Source organism: Williamsia sp. M5A3_1d (genome assembly GCF_053345315.1).
Genome location: NZ_JBKEZX010000004.1, coordinates 55,410 through 75,724, shown reverse-complemented (window position 1 = coordinate 75,724; position 20,315 = coordinate 55,410). Strand labels below are relative to the sequence as shown.

Annotated in this window: 13 protein-coding genes and 2 tRNA genes; 6 read left to right on the top strand and 9 right to left on the bottom strand. The window is 68.0% G+C overall.

What is annotated here, in order from left to right; translation table 11 throughout:
- Nucleotides 1-11: 11 nt before the first annotated feature.
- The 3 genes from ACLBW1_RS17250 to ACLBW1_RS17240 all read right to left on the bottom strand — a co-directional run bounded on the left by ACLBW1_RS17250 (nucleotide 12) and on the right by ACLBW1_RS17240 (nucleotide 8,672).
- Nucleotides 12-4,751: an NAD-glutamate dehydrogenase gene (locus tag ACLBW1_RS17250; RefSeq protein WP_447813059.1), complete on the bottom strand. Its 4,740-nt coding sequence runs from the start codon at nucleotides 4,749-4,751 to the stop codon at nucleotides 12-14.
- An 11-nt stretch (nucleotides 4,752-4,762) separates the two neighbouring features.
- Complete coding sequence (gene ettA, locus ACLBW1_RS17245; RefSeq protein ID WP_447813058.1) at nucleotides 4,763-6,436, bottom strand: energy-dependent translational throttle protein EttA; 1,674 nt, start codon at nucleotides 6,434-6,436, stop codon at nucleotides 4,763-4,765.
- Between the two features lie 157 nt (nucleotides 6,437-6,593).
- The gene (locus ACLBW1_RS17240; protein WP_447813057.1) at nucleotides 6,594-8,672 is read right to left on the bottom strand and encodes a cytochrome c oxidase assembly protein; all 2,079 of its coding nucleotides are present in this window, start codon (nucleotides 8,670-8,672) and stop codon (nucleotides 6,594-6,596) included.
- Nucleotides 8,673-8,755: 83 nt separating this feature from the next.
- Here ACLBW1_RS17240 and ACLBW1_RS17235 point away from each other — a divergent pair.
- Nucleotides 8,756-8,829 (top strand) — tRNA-Arg (locus ACLBW1_RS17235).
- Between the two features lie 2 nt (nucleotides 8,830-8,831).
- Here the strand turns inward: ACLBW1_RS17235 and ACLBW1_RS17230 are convergent.
- Both ACLBW1_RS17230 and ACLBW1_RS17225 read right to left on the bottom strand, forming a co-directional pair.
- Nucleotides 8,832-9,422, bottom strand: coding sequence for a DUF1707 SHOCT-like domain-containing protein (locus ACLBW1_RS17230; RefSeq protein ID WP_447813056.1), 591 nt, complete (start codon nucleotides 9,420-9,422; stop codon nucleotides 8,832-8,834).
- A 51-nt stretch (nucleotides 9,423-9,473) separates the two neighbouring features.
- Nucleotides 9,474-10,013: a DinB family protein gene (locus tag ACLBW1_RS17225; RefSeq protein ID WP_447813055.1), complete on the bottom strand. Its 540-nt coding sequence runs from the start codon at nucleotides 10,011-10,013 to the stop codon at nucleotides 9,474-9,476.
- A gap of 77 nt (nucleotides 10,014-10,090) precedes the next feature.
- Here ACLBW1_RS17225 and ACLBW1_RS17220 point away from each other — a divergent pair, with 77 nt between their 5' ends.
- Genes ACLBW1_RS17220 through cmrA form a run of 3 tightly spaced genes read left to right on the top strand, consistent with a single transcriptional unit; the run spans nucleotide 10,091 to nucleotide 13,537 of the window.
- Nucleotides 10,091-10,681 carry a PadR family transcriptional regulator gene (locus ACLBW1_RS17220; RefSeq protein ID WP_447813054.1) on the top strand — a complete coding sequence of 197 codons (591 nt, stop codon included), beginning with the start codon at nucleotides 10,091-10,093 and terminating at the stop codon, nucleotides 10,679-10,681.
- On the top strand, nucleotides 10,678-12,708 hold the full coding sequence (locus ACLBW1_RS17215; RefSeq protein ID WP_447813053.1) for an oxidoreductase: 2,031 nt from the start codon (nucleotides 10,678-10,680) through the stop codon (nucleotides 12,706-12,708). The genes ACLBW1_RS17220 and ACLBW1_RS17215 overlap by 4 nt, the downstream gene beginning before the upstream one ends.
- A 25-nt stretch (nucleotides 12,709-12,733) precedes the next feature.
- Nucleotides 12,734-13,537, top strand: a complete 804-nt coding sequence (gene cmrA, locus ACLBW1_RS17210) for a mycolate reductase (protein WP_447813052.1) — start codon at nucleotides 12,734-12,736, stop codon at nucleotides 13,535-13,537.
- A gap of 257 nt (nucleotides 13,538-13,794) precedes the next feature.
- Here the strand turns inward: cmrA and ACLBW1_RS17205 are convergent, their stop codons facing one another.
- Nucleotides 13,795-15,420 carry a helicase HerA-like domain-containing protein gene (locus ACLBW1_RS17205; protein WP_447813051.1) on the bottom strand — a complete coding sequence of 542 codons (1,626 nt, stop codon included), beginning with the start codon at nucleotides 15,418-15,420 and terminating at the stop codon, nucleotides 13,795-13,797.
- Nucleotides 15,421-15,453: 33 nt separating this feature from the next.
- Between ACLBW1_RS17205 and orn the strand changes: the two genes are divergently transcribed.
- Together orn and ACLBW1_RS17195 are read left to right on the top strand one after the other, a co-directional pair.
- On the top strand, nucleotides 15,454-16,053 hold the full coding sequence (gene orn, locus ACLBW1_RS17200) for an oligoribonuclease (RefSeq protein WP_447813050.1): 600 nt from the start codon (nucleotides 15,454-15,456) through the stop codon (nucleotides 16,051-16,053).
- 83 nt (nucleotides 16,054-16,136) lie between these two features.
- A tRNA-His gene (locus ACLBW1_RS17195) sits at nucleotides 16,137-16,209 on the top strand.
- Between the two features lie 53 nt (nucleotides 16,210-16,262).
- Here ACLBW1_RS17195 and ACLBW1_RS17190 read toward each other — a convergent pair.
- From ACLBW1_RS17190 to ACLBW1_RS17180, 3 genes are all read right to left on the bottom strand, one after another.
- On the bottom strand, nucleotides 16,263-18,488 hold the full coding sequence (locus ACLBW1_RS17190) for an MMPL family transporter (protein ID WP_447813049.1): 2,226 nt from the start codon (nucleotides 18,486-18,488) through the stop codon (nucleotides 16,263-16,265).
- Between the two features lie 40 nt (nucleotides 18,489-18,528).
- Nucleotides 18,529-18,984 (bottom strand): MarR family winged helix-turn-helix transcriptional regulator, encoded by a 456-nt coding sequence (locus ACLBW1_RS17185; protein WP_447813048.1) that lies wholly within the window; start codon nucleotides 18,982-18,984, stop codon nucleotides 18,529-18,531.
- Between the two features lie 102 nt (nucleotides 18,985-19,086).
- Nucleotides 19,087-20,229, bottom strand: coding sequence for an acyl-CoA dehydrogenase family protein (locus tag ACLBW1_RS17180; protein WP_447813047.1), 1,143 nt, complete (start codon nucleotides 20,227-20,229; stop codon nucleotides 19,087-19,089).
- Nucleotides 20,230-20,315: the final 86 nt, after the last annotated feature.

Below are 20,315 nucleotides of genomic sequence, written 5' to 3'. Positions count from 1 at the left end.
CGATCCCCATGTCAGCGGATCACGCTGCGCAGTTGTCGGGCCGCGACCGAGAGGGTGGCGAGGTCCCAGTGGCCGGACGCCTCGATCTCGGTGAGGGTCGCGCGCGCACGCGCCAGGCGCGATGCGTTGTGCAGCTCCCACTCGGCGATCTTCTCCTGCGGCGTCTCCTCGGGTTCACCCACCGCGAGCACCTCGAGGGTGACCGCCCGGACCACCGCGAACAGGTCGTCGCGCAACGCCAACCGCGCCAGCGACTGCCACCGGTCGCCGCTGTCGAGGGCGGAGACCGCACTGAGCAGCTGCTCCACGTGCAGGTATTCCAGCAACGTGCCGTAGAGCTCGCCCACCTCGTCGACGTCGCGGTCGGATATCTCGGCGGCGTCGACGATGTCGAGCAGGCAGAATCGGTGCAGGCTCGCAGCCACGTCGTCGGCGACGTCGGCGGGGACACCGGCCTGTGTCCATCCCCGGGCCCGGTCGGCGATGTCGGTGCGGGTCGTCTCGCCCAGCCAGTCGGGTAGTCGGGCATCGAGGTCGGCGACGCGGCCCGAGTATCGGGCGATCTCGGCGGCGATCGCGAGCGGCTGCGGCCGGGTGGCGATCAACCATCGCGACGCCCGGAACAGCAGCCGGCGGAGGTAGATGAGCATCTCGTCGATGGCGGCGATCTCACCCTCGGAGCCGACGATGCGCGACCGCAACCGCGCGAGCCCGAAGGTCTCCGACACCACCACGAACGCACGAGCGACGTCTGTCGGCGATGCACCCGCGCTCTCGCCCAGCGCGAACACGTGCTCGACGCCTGCGGTGTCGACGAGATCGTTGACCAGCGTGGTGGTCACGATCTGCCGCCGCAGCGGATGCTTGGCGATACCGGCGGCGTACGGGGTGCGCAACGGTTCGGGGAAGTAGTCGACCAGGCGGTCGTCGAACACGTCGTTGTCGGGTAGGTCACCGTCCAGCAGATCGTCTTTGAGGGCGAGTTTCACGTGCGCCATGAGGGTGGCCAGCTCCGGCGACGTCAGTCCGGTGCGCCGGCCCTCGCGCGCGACGAGGTCCTCGGGGTTGGGCAGCGCCTCCAGGGCGAGGTCCACGCCGTGGTCGGCGGCCAGATGCCCGAGGAGGCGGGCGTGGACGTCACGTGTCTGATCCGACAGCGCACGAGCGGTGCCCAGTTCGGAGTTCTGGGAGATGTTGTCCCACAGCACGAGCCGCCCGACCTCGTCGGTCATCGACTCGAGCAGTCGGTTGCGGTCGTCGGGTTCCAGCGCGCCGGAGGCGACCTGTGAGTCGAGGAGGATCTTGATGTTCACCTCGTGATCGGAGCAGTCGACCCCGGCCGAGTTGTCCATGGCGTCGGTGTTGATCCGGCCGCCGGCCACGTCGAACTCGATACGACCGCGTTCGGTCACCCCGAGGTTGCCGCCCTCGCCGATCACCTTGGCCCGCACCGATGCACCGTCGACGCGGATCGCGTCGTTGGCCTTGTCGCCCACGTCGGCGTTGCCCTCCGCCGACGACTTCACGTAGGTGCCGATGCCGCCGTTCCACAGCAGGTCGACCGGCGCGAGGAGGATCGCGCGCATCAGTTCCGGCGGCGACAGGTGCTCGACGTCGGCGTCCAGGCCGAGGGCGTCGCGGACGGTGTCGGCGATCGGGATGGATCTGCTCTCGCGTGACCACACACCGCCGCCGGAGGAGATCAGCGCGGTGTCGTAGTCGGCCCACGACGATCGTGGGAGCGAGAAGAGCCGCGTCCGTTCGCGGAACGACGAGGCCGCGTCGGGATCGGGGTCGATGAAGATGTGGCGGTGGTCGAACGCGGCGACGAGTCGGATGTGTTCCGACAGCAGCATCCCGTTGCCGAAGACGTCACCACTCATGTCGCCGACACCGACGACCGTGAAGTCGTCGACCGCCACGTCGGTGCCGATCTCGCGGAAGTGACGCTTCACCGATTCCCACGCACCGCGCGCGGTGATGCCCATCGCCTTGTGGTCGTAGCCCACCGAGCCGCCGGAGGCGAACGCGTCGCCGAGCCAGAAGCCGTAGTCGGCGGCGACCGAGTTGGCGATGTCGGAGAACGTGGCGGTCCCCTTGTCCGCGGCGACCACGAGGTAGGTGTCGTCGCCGTCGCGTCGAACGACCCCTTTCGCGGGGATCACCGTGGCGGCGGTCGACCCGTCACCGACGTCGAGGTTGTCGGTCAGATCGAGCAGCGCGGCGATGAATTCGCGGTAGCTCGCGACACCGGCGGCGCGGGTCGCCTCGCGGTCGGCGGCGGGGTCGCCGGTGGGTGCGGGCGGTTGCCGCACCACGAAACCGCCCTTGGCCCCGACCGGGACGATGACGGCGTTCTTCACGGCCTGCGCCTTCACGAGTCCGAGGATCTCGGTGCGGAAGTCCTCGCGGCGGTCCGACCAGCGCAGACCACCTCGCGCGACCGACCCGAACCGCAGGTGCACCCCCTCGACCCGGGGCGAGTAGACGAAGATCTCGTGGAGCGGGCGCGGCTGCGGGGTCTGCGGGATCTCCTGCGGGCGCAGCTTGAACGCCAGTGCCGCACCGGCATCGGGCGAGTAGAAGTTGGTACGCGAGGTCGCCTTCACCACCGACGAGAACGCGGAGATGATGCGGTCCGCGTCGAGGCTGAGGACGTCGGCGGCCAGCTCGTCGAGACGGGAGACCGCGCGGTCCCGGGCATCGGGGGCGGCCCTGTCGGCATCGAGACGGGCCGGGTCGAAGGACGACTCGAAGAGCGCGACGAGGGCGGCGGTGATCTCCGGGTGGTCGCCGAGCACCCCGGTGACATGCCGTGCGCCGGAGGAGAACCCGCACTGCCGCAGGTACCGCGAATAGGCACGCAGCATCACGACCTGACGCCACGTGAGCCCGCACCGGATGACCAGTTCGTTGAAGGGGTCGACGTCGGCGACCCCGGTCCACAGCTGACTGAAGGCGTCGGTGAAGCGGGTGGCGAGGTCCGGGGTCGAACCCGCATCGGGGCTCGGGTCCGGAGGCGACGCGATGGAGACCCCGGCTGCCGGGACGACGGTGAACTCGTAGATCCAGCAACCGATCCCATCCGGCCGGGTGACGGCGAACGGGTGTTCGTCGAGGACCTCGACACCGAGGCTCTGCAACATCGGGAGGATGGCGGTCAGCGACGCCGATCGGCCGCACAGGTACAGCCCGAACGTCCATCGATCGTCGGACCCGCCGCTGTGGGCCCGTAACCGTACGTGGTGCTCACCGTCGGCGAGACCGGCCAGCACCGTCACGTCCGACAGAGCCGCCTGCGGGTCGCGATCGTTCTTGTAGGCCTGGGGTATCGCCGCGGCGTAGGCGCCGACGAGGTCGGCGTCGACGGCGCCACCGGCGATGGCTCGTAGATCGTCGTCCCAGCTGCGTGCGGCCGCGGTGATCTCGGCCTGGATCTCCGCGCGGCGGGGGTCTGCGGCGTCGGCTCCGGCGAGCATCGCGCACGTCGACGGATCCACCCGCATGATCACGTAGACGAACGCCAGTGGTGAATCGCTGATGCGGGCGGTGTACTCGAGCGATCGACCACCGAGGCGCTCCACGAGGAGTGTCTGCATCTGCTCGCGGAGGCGTGTCGTGTAGCGGTCGCGCGGCAGATGGATACGCGCGGTGACGATCCCGGCGTCGGCATCGACGCGTAGATAGACGCGGACCTCACGGCTCGCGATGGCGTCGAGTACGTCGATGAGGGTGCGGCCCAGTTCGGCCGGCTCGGAACCGAAGAGTTCGGCGCGCGAGGAGTTCTGCAGCAGTTCGAGCAATGTCGCGCCGGCGTAGGAGTCGCCACCGACACCCGCCTGCGCGAGAACCGCGCCCGCCACACCGCGGAGCACCGGTACCGCGAGCACATCGGTGTGCAGGGCCGCAGCGGTGAAGACGCCGATGATGAGGTGGACACGTCGGTCCTCGCCGGGTTCGACGACGCGGATTGCAGTGGGGTACTCGGTGCGGATCACACCGGTGGGCAGGTGGATCCGGCCGATAGAGACCGCTGTCGTCGGAACGCGGTCGGGGTCCGGGGGTCGCGGCACCGACGACTGCGTGAACACCCCACGCGGGTGCGACCATTCGGCGTCACCGACGCCGGACTGAAGCGATCCCAGGATCAGGAAGTGGTCGTCGGAGAGCCATGTGAGGAGGTCGGCCTGCTCCGTGCTTCCGGATTCGCGGACCGCGGTGCCCAGCTCCGCCAGGGTCTCACCGATCGCCGGCGCATCCGCATGGACGGCGACGATGCGGTCGAGCACCTCGACGAGTCGCGCACGGACCTCGGTGGCGACGACTCCCGCGTGGGTCGCCGTGACCTGCAGGCCGATCCACGACTCGGTGAGGGTCGGGGTCTCGGCACCGGGGACACCGACGGGGTCGACGGCGGTGAGGGTGCCATCGTCGTCGCGCGCCACCGCGAGGATCGGGTGATCGACCCGGCGCACCGCGAGGCCGACGCGTTCGACGGCCACGACCGCGGCCTCGACCAGCAGGGGTTGGTCGTCGACGACCACGTAGACCGCGGCGACCGAACCCTGCGACTCGACGACCTCGATGAGGGTCTCGCCGGGTTTCCGGACACGCGCGAGCGCGAGATGATCGGCGACGTGGGCGAGCTCCGTGTCGTCGGGCGCGACGTCGTCGGCGGGTGGCCCACCGAGCCGTGAGTAGTACCCGCGCGCGACCGCGGCCGGTGTGATCGTCGACGATGCCGTGCTCATCGGAGCGCTGGTCAGTCCCGGGTGAGCTTGCGGTGGGTGACCGAGTGCGGCCGGGCGGCGTCGGCGCCGAGGCGCTCGATCTTGTTGGCCTCGTAGGCCTCGAAGTTGCCCTCGAACCAGAACCACTGGCCTTCGGACACATTGCCCTCCCACGCGAGGATGTGGGTACAGGTGCGGTCGAGGAACCACCGGTCGTGCGAGATCACCACGGCACAGCCGGGAAACGAGTCGAGCGCGTTCTCCAGCGAGCCGAGGGTCTCCACGTCGAGGTCGTTGGTCGGCTCGTCGAGGAGGATCAGGTTGCCGCCCTCCTTCAGCGTCAACGCGAGGTTGAGGCGGTTGCGCTCACCACCGGAGAGCACCTCGGCCTTCTTCTGCTGATCCGGCCCCTTGAACCCGAACGCGCTCACGTAGGCGCGCGACGGCATCTCGTTCTGACCGACCTCGATGAAGTCGAGTCCCTCGGAGACGACCTCCCAGACGTTCTTCTTCGGGTCGATGTTCGCGCGGTTCTGGTCGACGTAGCTCAGCTTCACCGTCTCGCCGACCTTGACGTTGCCCGAGTCGGGATTCTCGAGGCCCACGATGGTCTTGAACAGCGTGGTCTTGCCGACGCCGTTGGGGCCGATGACGCCGACGATGCCGTTGCGCGGCAACGTGAACGAGAGGTCCTTGATCAGCACGCGACCGTCGAAGCCCTTGTCGAGGTTCTTCACCTCGACCACCACATCGCCCAGGCGCGGCGGCGTGGGGATCTGGATCTCCTCGAAATCGAGCTTGCGCATCTTGTCGGCCTCGGCCGCCATCTCCTCGTACCGCCCGAGGCGTGCCTTGTTCTTGGTCTGGCGGGCCTTCGAACCCGAACGGACCCAGGCCAACTCCTCCTTGAGGCGGCGCTGCAGCTTCTGGTCCTTCTTGCCCTGGACCTCGAGGCGCTCGGCCTTCTTCTCGAGGTAGGTGGAGTAGTTGCCCTCGTAGGGGTGCAGCTTGCCGCGGTCGACCTCGCAGATCCAGCCGGCGACGTGGTCGAGGAAGTACCGGTCGTGGGTGACGGCGAGAACGGCGCCGGCGTAGCTCGCGAGGAACTGCTCGAGCCACAGCACGCTCTCGGCGTCGAGGTGGTTGGTGGGCTCGTCGAGCAGCAGCAGGTCGGGCTTGGACAGGAGCAGCTTGCACAGCGCGACACGACGCTTCTCACCACCCGACAGGTGGGTGACAGGCTCGTCGGCGGGCGGGCAGCGCAAGGCGTCCATCGCTTGCTCGAGCTGGGAGTCGAGGTCCCAGGCGTCGGCGTGGTCGAGCGCCTCCTGCAGCTGACCCATCTCCTCCATGAGCTCGTCGGAGTAGTCGGTCGCCATGAGTTCGGCGATCTCGTTGTAGCGGTCGAGATCCTCCTTGACCTTGCCCATTCCTTCTTCGACGTTCTGGCGGACGGTCTTCTCCTCGTTCAGCACGGGCTCCTGCATGAGGATGCCGACCGAGGCGTTCGGGTCGAGGAAGGCCTCACCGTTGGAGGGCTGATCGATGCCGGCCATGATCTTGAGGATCGACGACTTGCCGGCGCCGTTGGGGCCCACGACGCCGATCTTCGCGCCCGGGTAGAACGACATGGTGACGTCGTCCAGGATCACCTTGTCGCCGTGCGCTTTCCGAACCTTCTTCATCGTGTAGATGAACTCGGCCATGTCTGCCACCTTCCACGCCGCTCGCTGGAGCTGCGGCTTCGTTTCTGCTCGGGGCCCGTCGTGGGTGGGCGTCGATGTCACTGCCACCGCGCACGTCGGCCCACGCCGGGATACCCGTCGGAGTCGTCCACAACCTTAGCGGTCGTGGCGATACGGTCTAGTTCCCCTCGGCCGATGACGCCGACCGGCTCGCGGCCGGCTCCTCGGTGCCCGGGCCACCGGCCGCCGCGTGCCCGGTACGTCCCGACAGACCCGCCAGCATCGCGTTGTACTCGGCGAGCTCGGAGTCGTTGTCGCGGTCCTCGCGACGGTCGAAGCGTTTGGCCATCCGCTGATCCTGGCGGGTCCACTGGATGAACAGCGCCAGAAGCACGATGACCAGGGGTACTTCGCCGGCCGCCCATGCGATGCCTCCGCCGACGCGCTGGTCGGAGAGCAGATCGGTGTTCCAGGGCAGGCGCAGCGCGCTGTAATAACCACGAGCGATCACCGAGTCCTGCGACATCAGGATCACCCCGAAGAACGCGTGGAACGGCAGTGCCGCGAACACCATGGCCACCTTGACCAGCGGCTGCACCTGCCGTGGCGAGGGATCTATGCCGATCACCACCCAGTAGAAGAGGTAACCGCTCACCAGGAAGTGGATGTTCATCACGATGTGGGCCGCGTGATAGGTCGCGACCATGTCGAACAGACCACCCAGGTAGAGAACGTAGAAGCTGCCGACGAACAGCACGAACGCGACCACCGGGTGGGTGAGGAAACGCGACACCGGGCTGTGGAGGCCGGCGAGCAGCCATTCCCGCGGCCCGGGCGGCGCTCCACGACCGGCGGGACTCAGGGCCCGCAGCGCGAGGGTGATCGGTCCGCCGAGCACCAGCAGAACGGGGATCAGCATCGACATCAACATGTGCGCGATCATGTGGATGCTGAACATGCCCATCGAGTAGGCGCCCAGACCCGACGACGTCGTGAACAGCATCAACACGGTCCCGGCGACCCAGCTGATGGTGCGTCCGACCGGCCAGGCGTCGCCACGTCGCCGCAGCCGGAACACCGCTCGCAGGTACACCACGAACAGCGCGACAGCTGCGGTACCGAGGATCAGGTCGACCCGCCACGTCGTGAGCAGCGACGACAGCGTCGGGGCGCCGGGCAGGTTGTAACCCAGTTCGACCTGCTGGATCGACAGCTCAGAGGTGTTGCGCGCCGGGGGCGGGGTGCGGGCCAAGCCGACGGCGAGGCCGAAGGTCACCGCGAACACCACCACCTCAGCGATACCGAACCGGATGAAGGCGCCGCGGTCGTCGGGATCGGCGTCGAGAGCTGCGATCGACCGTCGGCGATGGAGCGCGCCGAATGCTCCGAGCGCGATCAACGCCACGGCCTTGAGAAGGACCACCCGGCCGTAGGTGGTGGTGAACAGTTCGTCGAGGTGGACGCGGATCAACGCGTTGATCACCCCGCTCGCACCGACGACGATGATGCACCACAGCGCCACCCGCGAGAACCGACGTACGGCGAGCGCGGTGTGGGCGCCGAGACCGCGGGCGTAGACGAGGACCGCGAAGAGTCCGCCGAGCCACACCGTGGCCCCGACGATGTGCAGGATCAGACTGTTGGTGGCGTAATCGTGGTCGCCTCCGGCCGACGAGTGCCCGCTGATCGCCAGCGGCATCAGACTCAGCACGCCCATCCCGAGGGCGACGATGGTCCACCACCACCGCAGCGCGACGCGGGCCGCGACGGCGGTGATCACCGCGAAGATCGCCGTCCACAGCCACGACCGCGCGTCGGCGACCTGGTCGAGCGCGTTCATCAGGTTGTTCGGTTCCAGCGACGTGGCCAGCGGTTGACCGGAGACGTTCGACAGCGACAGCGGGATCATGAGGAGCGATGTGACCGCCCACGTCATCGCGCCCGCGGCGGCCCAGCGGATCGCCCGGTAGCCACCGACGTCGAGGACCCCGTCGGCCTGCGGGGGCACGAAGAATGCGGCGAACAACGCCGACCCGATGGCGATCGCGATGGCGATCTCGCCGGTCCCCTGCACCACGGGCATGCCGTAGGTGGTGAGCCATCCCGGGTCGGGGATACCCGCGAGCGCCACCGCCTCCGCGGCGGACACCGCGGTCACGACGATCGCGACGATCACGGCCACCCACGCGACCACCCATGCCAGGGCACCGGCGCCGCTGCGACGTAGATCGAGGGAGTCAGGGGTGGTCACGCTCATGCCGCCGAGTCTATCCGCGCGCCGGTGGGCGCCCGCGCCGTCGACCGGCCGGGGCTCGACCGTCCCCGATACACTTGCCGCGCGCCTCCGTAGCTCAGGTGGATAGAGCAAGAGCCTTCTAATCTCTAGGTCGCAGGTTCGAGTCCTGCCGGGGGCACATCACGACCGTCGGATCGTCAGTCCCGTCATCGCCGAGATCGACCCGACCACCTCGATGACCGCGCCGCCGGGGCGCGTCGGGGCGCCGGCCTTGTCCTTCACGCTCGACATCCCGCTGGTGGCAAGCCCTGTGCGTCGGATCTCCTGATCGGGTCCCAGACGCAGCTTCACCGTCATGGCCGAGACCTGCAGCTGCAGTGTCACCGTCGCCGACGGGATCACCGCGTTCGTGAAGTCGAGGTCGACCGTGCCCATCGTCCCGGTGACCAGGATGTTCGGCGGTGCGTCCCACACCCCTTTGCGACGCACCGTCTCCCAGTTGGCGTCGAACTCCACCGGTCGTGCCGGGGCCGACGGAACCCCGGTCGCCGAGGTGACGGCGGTGTCGGGGAACAACTTCGCGGCGACCGGCAGGTTCTCGAGGACCGACCGGAGATCTCCGCGCGTCCGGGCCTCGTACACACGCCCCGACCGCTCCTCGAACTCGCCGATGTCGATGTATCCGGTCGCGAAGGCGTCGTTGAGGTGCGTGATGGCGCGCTCGCGCTCGGGGTTGCCGACGCGTATCGCGTCGTCGGGCTGTCCGACCATGGGCGCCAGGCTAGTCCGGAACGGACATCTCCGGCGTCGGCCGAAAGGTCGTCATTCCCCGACGCGCCCGTCGATCGCCTCGCGGATGAGATCGGCATGCCCGTTGTGCCGGGCGTACTCCTCGATCAGGTGGACCAGCAACCACCGGACGCTGACGAGCGCCCCGTCACCCCGGGCGATCTGCGCGAGACCGTCGATGCCGATCGCCGCCAGCGCGGTGTCGATCGCCGCGTCGGATTCGGCGACCGCGGCGCGCCACAGCGACCACAGCTTGTCGGGGGTGTCGCGTGCGGCCGAGGTCCAGTCCCAGTCGGGATCGGCCGACCAGTCCACCGACGCCCACGGCTCCTGCCACGTGCGGCCGGCGAGTCGGTGCATGACCCACTGCGTCTCGACGAAGGCGAGGTGTTTGAGCATCCCTCCCAGCGTCATCGACGACGCCGCGACCGTCGCCGCCAACGCCCGGGAATCGAGCCCCTCGCATTTCCAGGCGAACGTCGCCCGTTGATATGCGAGGAAGGCACGCAGCGTGTCGACCTCGTCGGCGTCGAACGCAGGCTCGATGCGGCCGGGGACATCACCATCGGTCATGCGAGCAGCGTAGAGCGTCCGACAGATCGCGTATGCACTTTGTTGCACAGTGTGTCGTTGCGTATTAGGGTTCGGTCATGGCACTGGAGCACGCGATCCTCACCTCGCTCGCCGAGCGACCCGGTACGGGATACGAGATCGGTCGTCAGTTCGAGCGCTCCATCGGCTACTTCTGGTCGGCGACCCACCAGCAGATCTATCGGACGCTCAAGAAGCTGCACGACGACGGGCTCGTCGAGTTCGAGGCTGTCGCCCAGGATTCCCGCCCGGACAAGAAGGTCTACACCCTGTCGCAGGCCGGGCGAGAAGCATTGCGCGAGTGGGTGTCGCATCCTGCACCCATCCCCCGCCTGCGCGACGAGCTCAGTGTGAAGTTGCGTGCGGCAGAGCACGGCGATCTCGACGACCTCATGGCCGAGATCGCACGACACCGCGACACCCACGCCGAGAACCTCCGCCTCTACGAGTCGTTTGCCGAACGCGACGCCGCGTCCGGCGGCGAACGACACGGACGGCGCCTCCACCAGCACCTGGTACTGCGCGGGGGGATTCGCACCGAACGGGGTTTCGTCGAATGGCTCGACGAGGTCCTCGACGCACTCACCGCCGAACGCTCCTTTGATCGCTCACACACCACAGTCCCCGACGAAGTAGAGGTCGCACGATGAACGAGCACTTCCCGAACCTGTTCGAGCCGTTGGCGATCGGACCGATGACGCTGCGCAACCGCATCGTCATGGGTTCCATGCACACCGGCCTCGAGGAGCGAGCCTGGGACACCAGACGCCTCGCGGCCTACTACGCCGAAAGGGCCCGCGGCGGTGTCTCGCTCATCATCACCGGTGGATTCGCGCCCACCCGCACCGGTCTCCTGCTCCCCTTCGGCGGCAAGCTCACCAATCGTCTCGAGGCACGTCGTCACCGCCGCATCACCGGGGGCGTGCACGCCGAGGGCGGCAAGATCGCGATGCAGATCCTGCACGCCGGTCGTTACGGCTACACACCGTTCAAACTCAGTGTGGGATGGGAGAAGTCACCGGTCCACCCGTTCAAGCCGATCAAGATGACCGACTTCATGATCCGGCACGTCATCCGCTCCTACGGACGTTGCGCGGAACTCGCCCGCAAGGGCGGTTACGACGCGGTGGAGATCATGGGCGGCGAAGGCTACCTGCTCAACACATTCCTGTGCCCGCGCACCAACTCCCGCACCGACAAGTGGGGCGGCAATACCGAGAACCGCCAACGCATCGTGCTGGCGATCATCGACGAGATCCGGTCCCGCGTGGGTCCCGACTACCCCGTCATCATGCGTCAGTCCATCGCCGACCTCGTGGAGGGCGGGCAGACCTGGGACGAGATCGCCGGTCTGGCAAGGGCTCTCGAAGCACACGGTGTGAGCGCGATCAACACCGACATCGGTTGGCACGAGGCGAAGGTCCCCACCATCGCGACATCGGTGCCGCGTGCGGCGTTCGTGCGGTTCACCGAGCGCCTGCGCGACGAGGTGACGATCCCGTTGATCGCCTCGAACCGCATCAACACCCCCGAGGTCGCCGAGGAGATCCTCCGACGCGGACGGGTCGACGCCATCTCGATGGCCCGTCCGATGCTCGCCGATCCCGAGTTCTCCAACAAGGCCCGTGACGGCCGCGCCGACGAGATCAACACCTGCATCGGCTGCAACCAGGCCTGCCTCGACCACGCGTTCGTGGGCAAGAAGGTGTCGTGCCTGCTCAATCCGCGCGCCGGTCGCGAGACACTGCTGACTCTGTCCCCGACGCGACTCACCAAGCGGGTCGCGATCATCGGTGCCGGACCGGCCGGCCTGGCGGCCGCGGTCTCATCGGCCGAGCGGGGCCACCGTGTGGACCTCTATGAGGCCGGATCGGCGATCGGCGGGCAGTTCGCCATCGCCGCGAAGATCCCCGGCAAGGAAGAGTTCGCCGAGACGATCCGCTACTACACACGTCGTCTCGAGGTTCTCGGCGTCACCGTGCACCTGTCGACGAAGGCCACGGCCGACGACCTGATCGCCGAACGCTTCGACGAGGTCGTCGTCGCGACCGGCGTGGTCCCGCGCATCCCCGACATCCCCGGCATCGATCACCCGTCGGTGGTCACCTACGCCGACGCTGTGCTCGGCCATCGCGAGATCGGGAAGACCGTGGCGGTCATCGGGGCCGGCGGCATCGGCTTCGACGTGACCGAGTTCCTCACCGTCGAGGACTCCCCCACCCTCGACATCAAGGAGTGGGAGCAGGAATGGGGCGTCACCGACGACCTCACCACCCCCGGATTCGTCACCAGGCCCCGTCCGATCGCCCCGGTGCGGAAGGTCTACATGGTGCAGCGCAAGACCGGCGGGCAGGGCAAGGGACTCGGCCTCACCACCGGCTGGGTGCACCGCGCATCGGTGAAGATGAAAGGCGTCGAGCAGATCTCCGGCGCTCGCTACGACCGCATCGACGACGACGGGCTCCACATCAGCTTCCCCGACTCCGACACCGCCGCCCGGGTCCTCGCCGTCGACACCGTGGTGGTCTGCGCAGGCCAGGAATCGGTCCGCGATCTGCTCGACCCCCTCACCGAGGCCGGTGTGGCCACCCATGTGATCGGCGGTGCCGACGTGGCGGCCGAGCTCGACGCGAAACGAGCCATCCGCCAGGGCACCGAGCTGGCCGCCTCGCTCTAGGGCGACACCGATACCATCGGCTCCCATGGCCCTCCCCACACCCTCCGCGTCCGCCCGCGCCGTCGTCACCGGCGCCTCCTCCGGCATCGGTGAGGCTCTCGCCTGGGAACTCGCCCGTCGCGGCCACTCGCTGATCCTGGTGGCCCGGCGCGGCGAGATCCTCGAGAAGACCGCCGAGGCGATGCGGGCGAAACACGGTATCACCGTCGAGGTGCGCGCGGTCGACCTGTCCGACCTGCGCTCGCTGGAGATACTGTGCGCCGAGCTCGCCGACCGCGAGATCTCGATCCTCTGCAACAACGCGGGCATCGCGACCTTCGGGGCGATCATCGATCTCGACCACGATTACGAGCGGGCACAGTTGCGCCTCAACGCTACCGCGGTCCACGAGCTGACCCTGGCCGTCCTGCCGCAGATGGTGGCGCGCGGCGCAGGCGGCATCCTGATGGTCGGTTCCGCGGCGGGCAACATGCCCATCCCGAACAACGCGACCTACGCCGCGTCGAAGGCGTTCGTGAACACCTTCAGCGAGTCGTTGCGCGGAGAGGTCGCCGCCAAGGGCGTCCACGTGACACTGCTGGCACCCGGCCCGGTGCGCACCGAGGAGCCCTCCCCCGACGAGGCGAGCATCGTCGACAAGATGGTGCCGGGATTCCTGTGGGACGACAGCGCCGGCGTCGCGCGTCTCAGTCTGGACGCGTTGGCGCGCAACAAGATGCGCGTCGTCCCCGGCATGCTGTCGAAGGCGATGTCGGTGGCCGGCGGGTACACCCCGCGCAAGATCGTGGCCCCGATCGTCGGCGGCTTCTACAAGAAGCTCGGCGACTGATCCCTTCCGACGACGCCTGGCTGCAAACGAGGATCGCCGGCTGGGCCGACGTTCCCGCCGGCTGGGCCGACGTTCGCACCGACTGGGCCGACGTTCGCATCGGGTCGGCCCTTGTTCGCTTTGATCGGGCCGTCGTTCGTGTCGTGACGATCGATCATCAAGCGAATCGACGAGCCGATTCAGACTTGCATCGCGTTGCGCCCACTCGACGCGAACAACGGCCCAGTCGGCGTGGTCGTGCTGGACGAGGAACGTCGCTATCGACGCCGCTTGCCCGCCCCGAACAGTGATCGCGTGATCTCGCGCCCCAGGGCACTGCCCGCTGAACGCATGAAACTCTTCACCGCGGGATTGCTGAGCACCTCGGCCACCACACCCGGTTCGTCCTTGGCGGGCTTGGGGGCGGGCGCAGGGGCCGACGGTGCAGGCGTGGCCGGCGCCTCCGGGCTCGGCGCGGGCGCCGCGACCTTCGCGGTCAACAACTCATAGGCCGACTCGCGGTCGATCGACTGCCCGTACTTCGCATGCAGCGGGCTCGCGGTGGCCGCAGACGTGATGGCCGGCTCACCGATCGTGTCCATCAGCGAACGCGGCGGCCGGATCACCGTCCACGCCACGGGAGTCGGCGCCCCACGTTCGGAGAGCACCGTCACGATCGCCTCGCCGATCCCGAGCGAGGTCAAGGCCTTTTCCAGGTCGTAGGCGGTCGACGTGGGGTAGGTGCGCACCGTCTTCGACAGCGCCTTCTGATCGTCAGGGGTGAAGGCGCGCAACGCATGTTGGATACGGGCGCCGAGCTGTGAGAGCACCTCGTTGGGTATGTCGGTGGGCAGCTGCGAGCAGAAAAACACCCCGACGCCCTTCGAGCGGATGAGCTTCACCGTCTGCAGAACCTGCTCGACGAACGCCTTCGAGGAGTCGCTGAACAGTAGGTGCGCCTCGTCGAAGATGAACACCAACTTGGGCTTGTCGATGTCACCGGCCTCGGGCAGGAACTCGAACAGGTCGGCCAGGATCCACATCAGGAACGTGGAGAACAGCGCCGGGCGCGCAGCCTGCTTGCCCAGTTCGAAAAGTGTGATGATGCCCTTGCCGTCGGGGTCGAGACGCAACAGATCGGCAGGCTCGATCTCGGGCTCACCGAAGAAGGTGTCACCGCCGTCGGCCTCGAGGTTGGTCAGGGCCCGCAGGATGACCCCGGCGGTTGCCGTCGAGACCCCGCCGATGCCCTTGAGGTCGGCTTTGCCCTCCTCGCTGGTGAGGTGGGCGATGACCTCGCGAAGGTCTTTCAGGTCGAGAAGCGCGAGGCCCTTCCCGTCGGCCCAGTGGAAGATGAGCCCCAGCGTCGATTCCTGGGTTGCGTTGAGGCCCAACACCTTGCTGAGCAGGATGGGGCCGAAGGAGGTGATGGTCGCGCGGATCGGGACCCCGATGCCCTCGGTGCCGAGGGAGACGAATTCGCACGGGTACGCCGCGGGGGCCCACGCCTCACCGATCTCGCCCGCCCGCTTGGTGATCCGGTCACCGGGTTGTCCGGGCGCCGACAGTCCCGACAGGTCGCCCTTCACGTCCGCCATCACCACTGGAACCCCTGCGGCACTGAGCTGTTCGGCGATCACCTGAAGGCTCTTGGTCTTACCGGTGCCGGTTGCGCCGGCGATGAGCCCGTGCCGGTTCATCATGGCGAGAGGGATGCGCACCTGCGCCGCAGGATCGATGACCCCGTCGACGCTGACCGCGCCGAGTTCGAGCGCCGCACCCTCGAATCGATAGCCCGCCGCGATCTCGGCGGCGGGTGATGGTGCGTCGGTCGCTTCGGTCACAGTGGGGTTCCTCCCGCCCGGCGCACCCTCCGGCGGCGGTGCGCGTCCGCCCAACACCATAGCGCCGTGATCGGGGTTGGCTAAGGTTGTCGAGTGCAGGACAAACTCGTATGGATCGACTGTGAGATGACCGGTCTGCGGCTCGAGAGCGACAAGCTGATCGAGATCGCGGCGCTGGTGACCGACAGTGACCTGAACATCCTCGGTGACGGTGTCGACGTGGTGATCCACGCCGACGACGCCGACCTCGACGCGATGCCCGACGTCGTGAAGAAGATGCACGCCGCCTCAGGCCTCACCGACGAGGTCCGGGCGTCGACGGTGACGGTCCCGGAGGCCGAGAAGATGGTGCTCGACTACGTGCGCAAGCACGTCACCTCATCGGGCGCAGCGCCGCTGGCGGGCAACTCCATCGCCACCGACCGCGGCTTCATCGCCCGCGACATGACGGCGCTCGACACCTACCTGCACTACCGCATGATCGACGTGAGTTCCATCAAGGAGCTCGCCCGGCGCTGGTACCCACGCATCTACTTCGGTCAGCCCGAGAAGGGACTCGCGCACCGCGCGCTGGCCGACATCCGCGAGTCGATCCGTGAGCTGAAGTACTACCGCCAGACCGCGTTCGTCGCCGCGCCCGGCCCCGACACCAGCGTCATCAGCCAGATCGTCATCGATCTCGGCGACGCCTGAGACACGCGCACACAAACCGATTGGTCTTGCCGACACACGACCGGATAGAGTGAGCCCCTGGCTCCGGGTGACCGGAACCTACGGTGGATGTAGTTCAGTTGGTAGAGCACCAGGTTGTGATCCTGGCTGTCGCGGGTTCGAGTCCCGTCATCCACCCCGAACAAGTGGGAGGGCCGATTCGGCCCTCCCACTTTTCGCATCTCCGGGCGTCAGACCACAGGCCGGTCTCCGCTGCGTTGCGCCACATCGCGGCGCCACTCTTCGAAGCTCGACGCCCCACCTGCATGCCGGGGGCCTTCGACCTCGCCCGCCGAGGCCGCCGACGGGGACGGGGCCGGGGACGGGACCGTGTTCGGAGTCGGGGTGGGGGTCGTGCTCGGGGACGAGGTCGACGAGCGCGACCAGGGCGCCCACCAGTTGGCGCGACCCAGTCCGGCGACCAGGGCGGGCGCGAGAACCCCACGCACGATGGTCGCGTCGATGATGATCCCGAGCGCGAGCGCGGTGGCGAGGATCTTGACGTCGGTGGCCGGGACCCTCGACAGCGAGATGAAGGCCAGGAACAGGATCAGTGCCGCCGACGTCACCAACCGTCCGGTTCGGGTGACCCCGGTGACGGTGGCCGAATCGGTGTCGGCCCCTGCGTCGTACTCCTCGCGAATGCGGCTGAGCAGGAACACCTCGTAATCCATCGACAGTCCGAAGAGGAACGCGAACACCGCGATCGGGATCCACACCGTGATCGCACCCGAGGCCTGCTGATCGAACAGGATCTCGGTCCCGAACCCGTCCTGCCAGATGAACACCGTGATCCCGTAGGCCGCGGCCAGCGACACCACGTTGAGCACCAACGCCTTCAACGGCAGGATCACCGATCGCAACGCGCGCGCGAGCAGCGCGAACGTCACCAGCACGATGAGACCGATGATCCACCAGGCATTCCCGTACACCGCCGAGATGAAGTCCGCGTTCTGCGCGGCCGCGCCACCCACGGAGGCGCCGGAACTCTCCGCCGCTGTCCGCACCCTCGCGGCGGCGTCGGCGCCCGCGGTGGTGGAGACGTCGTCGCGTGTCCAGACGTCGACCACCCGTACGTCGCCACTCGCCCACTGATCGGGTCCGATCGCCGCGGCGACACCCGGAACCGATCTGACCGCCGCGAGCACCCGGTCCGGCGATGTGGTGAGGACCTCCACGGGCTTGGTGATCCCGGCGCCCATACCGCTGTCGGTGACCGCCGTGCTGGCCGCGCCGGCGGGACCTCCGCGCGAGGCCAGCGATTCGTTCGTCGGATCCGACAGATTCAGGCCCAACAAGGGCAGCGCGAGCACGATGAGGACCGCCGCGGAGACGATCGTCGAGAGCCAGCGACGCCGGACCACCGCGGTCCCCACGCGATTCCACAGCCGGCTGTCGGGGCTGACGGAACGACGGTGCGGCCATTCCAGACGACGCCCCGCGACGACCAGCAACGCGGGGAGCAGTGTGAGAGACGCCGCCACGCTGATGAGGGGGATCAACAGTCCGGTGAACCCGATCGAGCGCAGGAAGGGCACCGGCAGAGCGATCAATGCAGCGAGGCTGACCGCCACGGTGAGACCGGAGAACAGCACCGAGCGACCGGCCGTGACCACCGCGTGCTGCACGGCGGCAACGTCGTCGAGTCCGTCGCCGCGCGCCTCGCGCCACCGGGTGACGATCAGCAGCGCGTAGTCGATCGCCACGCCCAGTCCGATGAGCGCGAGCAGGTACTGCACGATGAACGACACATCGGTGATGGCGGTGAGACCCCACAGGATCAGGAATGTCGTGAGGATCGACGCGACCGCGACCGCGATGGGCATCAACGCGAGGAAGGAACCGAACACCAGCGCCAACACCACCAGGGCCCCGACACCGCCGAAGATGGTCTCGGCCAGGATGTCGACTCCCCCGCCGCCACCCGCTGACGCCAGCGCGTCGGCGCCGGTGACGGCCACCGGGACCCCGAGCCGAGCCGAGGTGTCCGAGGCGACACCCTGCAAGGCGGGCAGTGCGGCTGCGTAGGGTGCGGACCCGCCCGACTGCCTCGGGTACACCATCACCACGCCGAGGCCGTCGGCTGATCGCAGCGCCGGTTCGTCGGTGAACGATGCGATGCGCGCACCGGGTACCGCCGCCCGCGCGGCGTCGGCCACCCCCGCGCCGGCGGCGTCGGTCGCCGGACGATCCCGATCGCCGACCACGAGGAGCACCGGACCGGCAGGGCCGCCGGATCCGAACTGCTCGACGATGTCGACGTTCGTCTCGTAGCCGGACTGGCCCGGCAGACTGAATTCGTAACTCAGGGCCGACACCGCCTGCGAGGCACCGAGACCACCGAGGGCCGTCAGCAGGATCCAGGCCGTGATCACCCAGCGACGGCGGCTCACCACCAGACGTGCGAATCGTTCCATCAGATCTCCGTCCGGGGTGTCTGCGCTGCCGGCGCGTGCATCACCATCGCCGCGACGCCTCGATCAATTTGTGCAGCAGCGTGTTCAGCTGCTCGGCCTCGTCGTCACCGAGACCGAGATTGCGCGGCCGGTTGAAGTCCGCGACCGCTTCGCCGGCGCGTCCGACGAGTGACCGCCCCGCGTCGGTGAGGTGGATGGGGATCGCCCGCCCCCGGCGGTTGTCGGCGTCACGTCGGAGAAGTTCTCGCTCGGCGAGACCTGCGAGGAGTTCGGCCATGCTCTGCTGCCGGACGAGTACTCGTCGGGCGAGTTCGGCCTGGCTGATGCCGGGGGTCGCCTCGAGCTGGATCAGGACACCGAACTGCACCGGCGACAGCTGTTCTGCGGCAAAGATCTCCGAGAAGCGGCGCGCGACCGGGTGGTAGGCCTGAACGAGCGTCCACGCGGGCAGGGCCGCGATGTCGTCGTTGCTCCACTTCGGCGCGGGCGGGGGCACATCCCGACGGTAACAGGAACCTGTCATCGTAGGAGGGCTGTTCGACGAGACGGGGCGGCCCGACCCTGTGGGTCGAACCGCCCCGGTGACCGTGGGAACCGATCACAGCGACCGGGAGATGATCTCCTTCATGATCTCGTTGGTGCCCGCGTAGATCTTCTGCACGCGGGCGTCGGCCCACATACGACCGATCGGGTATTCGCTCATGTAGCCATAGCCACCGAAGAGCTGCATGCACTCGTCGAGCACATCCATCGCCTTGTCGGTGGTCCACCACTTCGCCATGGCGACGGTCGGGATGTCGAGCTTCCCGTCGAGGTGTTTGACGATGCAGTCGTCGACGAACACCCGCGCGATGTGGGTCTCGGTCGCAGCCTCGGCGAGCTTGAACTTCGTGTTCTGGAATCCGAACACCGGACGGCCGAATGCTTTGCGGTCCTTCGTGTAGGCGATGGTCTGCGCGACCGCCGATTCCATGCCGGCCACCGAGGCGACGGCGATGATCAGCCGCTCCTGGGGAAGCTGCTGCATCAGTTGGATGAAGCCCTGGCCCTCCTCGGTCCCGAGCAGGTTCGAGGTCGGTACACGGACCCCGTCGAAGAACAGCTCGGAGGTGTCCTGACCTCGCTGGCCGATCTTGTCGAGTACGCGGCCTCGGCGGAAGCCCTCACGGTCGCCTTCGACGAGCACCAGCGAGATCCCCTTGGCACCCTCGCTGGTGTCGGTCTTGGCGACGACGATGATCAGATCGGCCTGAGAACCGTTGGTGATGAACGTCTTCGACCCGTCGATGACGTACTCGTCGCCGTCACGGATCGCCCTGGTGGTGATGGCCTGCAGGTCCGACCCGGTGCCCGGCTCGGTCATCGCGATCGCGCCCACGACCTCGCCGGAGGCCATCTTCGGCAGCCAGTGTTCCTTCTGCTCCTGCGACCCGTACGCCAGCAGGTAGTGCGCGATGATGCCGTTGTGGAGGCTGACGCCCCACGACGAGTCACCGATGCGCGCCTGCTCCTCGATCAGGACGGACTCGTGGGCGAACGTGCCACCGCCGCCGCCGAACTCCTCGGGGATCGACATGCACAACAGGCCGAGTTCACCGGCCTGGTTCCACAGGTCGCGATCGACGTGGTGCTGGTCGATGTACTTGTCGACGTTGGGCGCGACGTTGCGCTCCATGAACGACCTCGTCATGGAACGGAGGTCGTCGAGATCGTCGGTGGCCCAGGGGGAACGCTCGGTCATCGTGTGCCTTCCTGCGACCACGTCGGTCGCAACAGTGTCAACGCAGAGCGTAACACTGAGGAATGGCAGTGACGATTCGAGTCGCC

Coding starts and splice junctions, on each gene's coding strand:
- ACLBW1_RS17250 (WP_447813059.1), bottom strand. CDS start 4,751: ATGAGCACGGCATCGTCGACGATCACACCGGCCGCGGTCGCGCGCGGG.
- ettA (WP_447813058.1), bottom strand. CDS start 6,436: ATGGCCGAGTTCATCTACACGATGAAGAAGGTTCGGAAAGCGCACGGC.
- ACLBW1_RS17240 (WP_447813057.1), bottom strand. CDS start 8,672: ATGAGCGTGACCACCCCTGACTCCCTCGATCTACGTCGCAGCGGCGCC.
- ACLBW1_RS17230 (WP_447813056.1), bottom strand. CDS start 9,422: ATGGTCGGACAGCCCGACGACGCGATACGCGTCGGCAACCCCGAGCGC.
- ACLBW1_RS17225 (WP_447813055.1), bottom strand. CDS start 10,013: ATGACCGATGGTGATGTCCCCGGCCGCATCGAGCCTGCGTTCGACGCC.
- ACLBW1_RS17220 (WP_447813054.1), top strand. CDS start 10,091: ATGGCACTGGAGCACGCGATCCTCACCTCGCTCGCCGAGCGACCCGGT.
- ACLBW1_RS17215 (WP_447813053.1), top strand. CDS start 10,678: ATGAACGAGCACTTCCCGAACCTGTTCGAGCCGTTGGCGATCGGACCG.
- cmrA (WP_447813052.1), top strand. CDS start 12,734: ATGGCCCTCCCCACACCCTCCGCGTCCGCCCGCGCCGTCGTCACCGGC.
- ACLBW1_RS17205 (WP_447813051.1), bottom strand. CDS start 15,420: ATGGTGTTGGGCGGACGCGCACCGCCGCCGGAGGGTGCGCCGGGCGGG.
- ACLBW1_RS17190 (WP_447813049.1), bottom strand. CDS start 18,488: ATGGAACGATTCGCACGTCTGGTGGTGAGCCGCCGTCGCTGGGTGATC.
- ACLBW1_RS17180 (WP_447813047.1), bottom strand. CDS start 20,229: ATGACCGAGCGTTCCCCCTGGGCCACCGACGATCTCGACGACCTCCGT.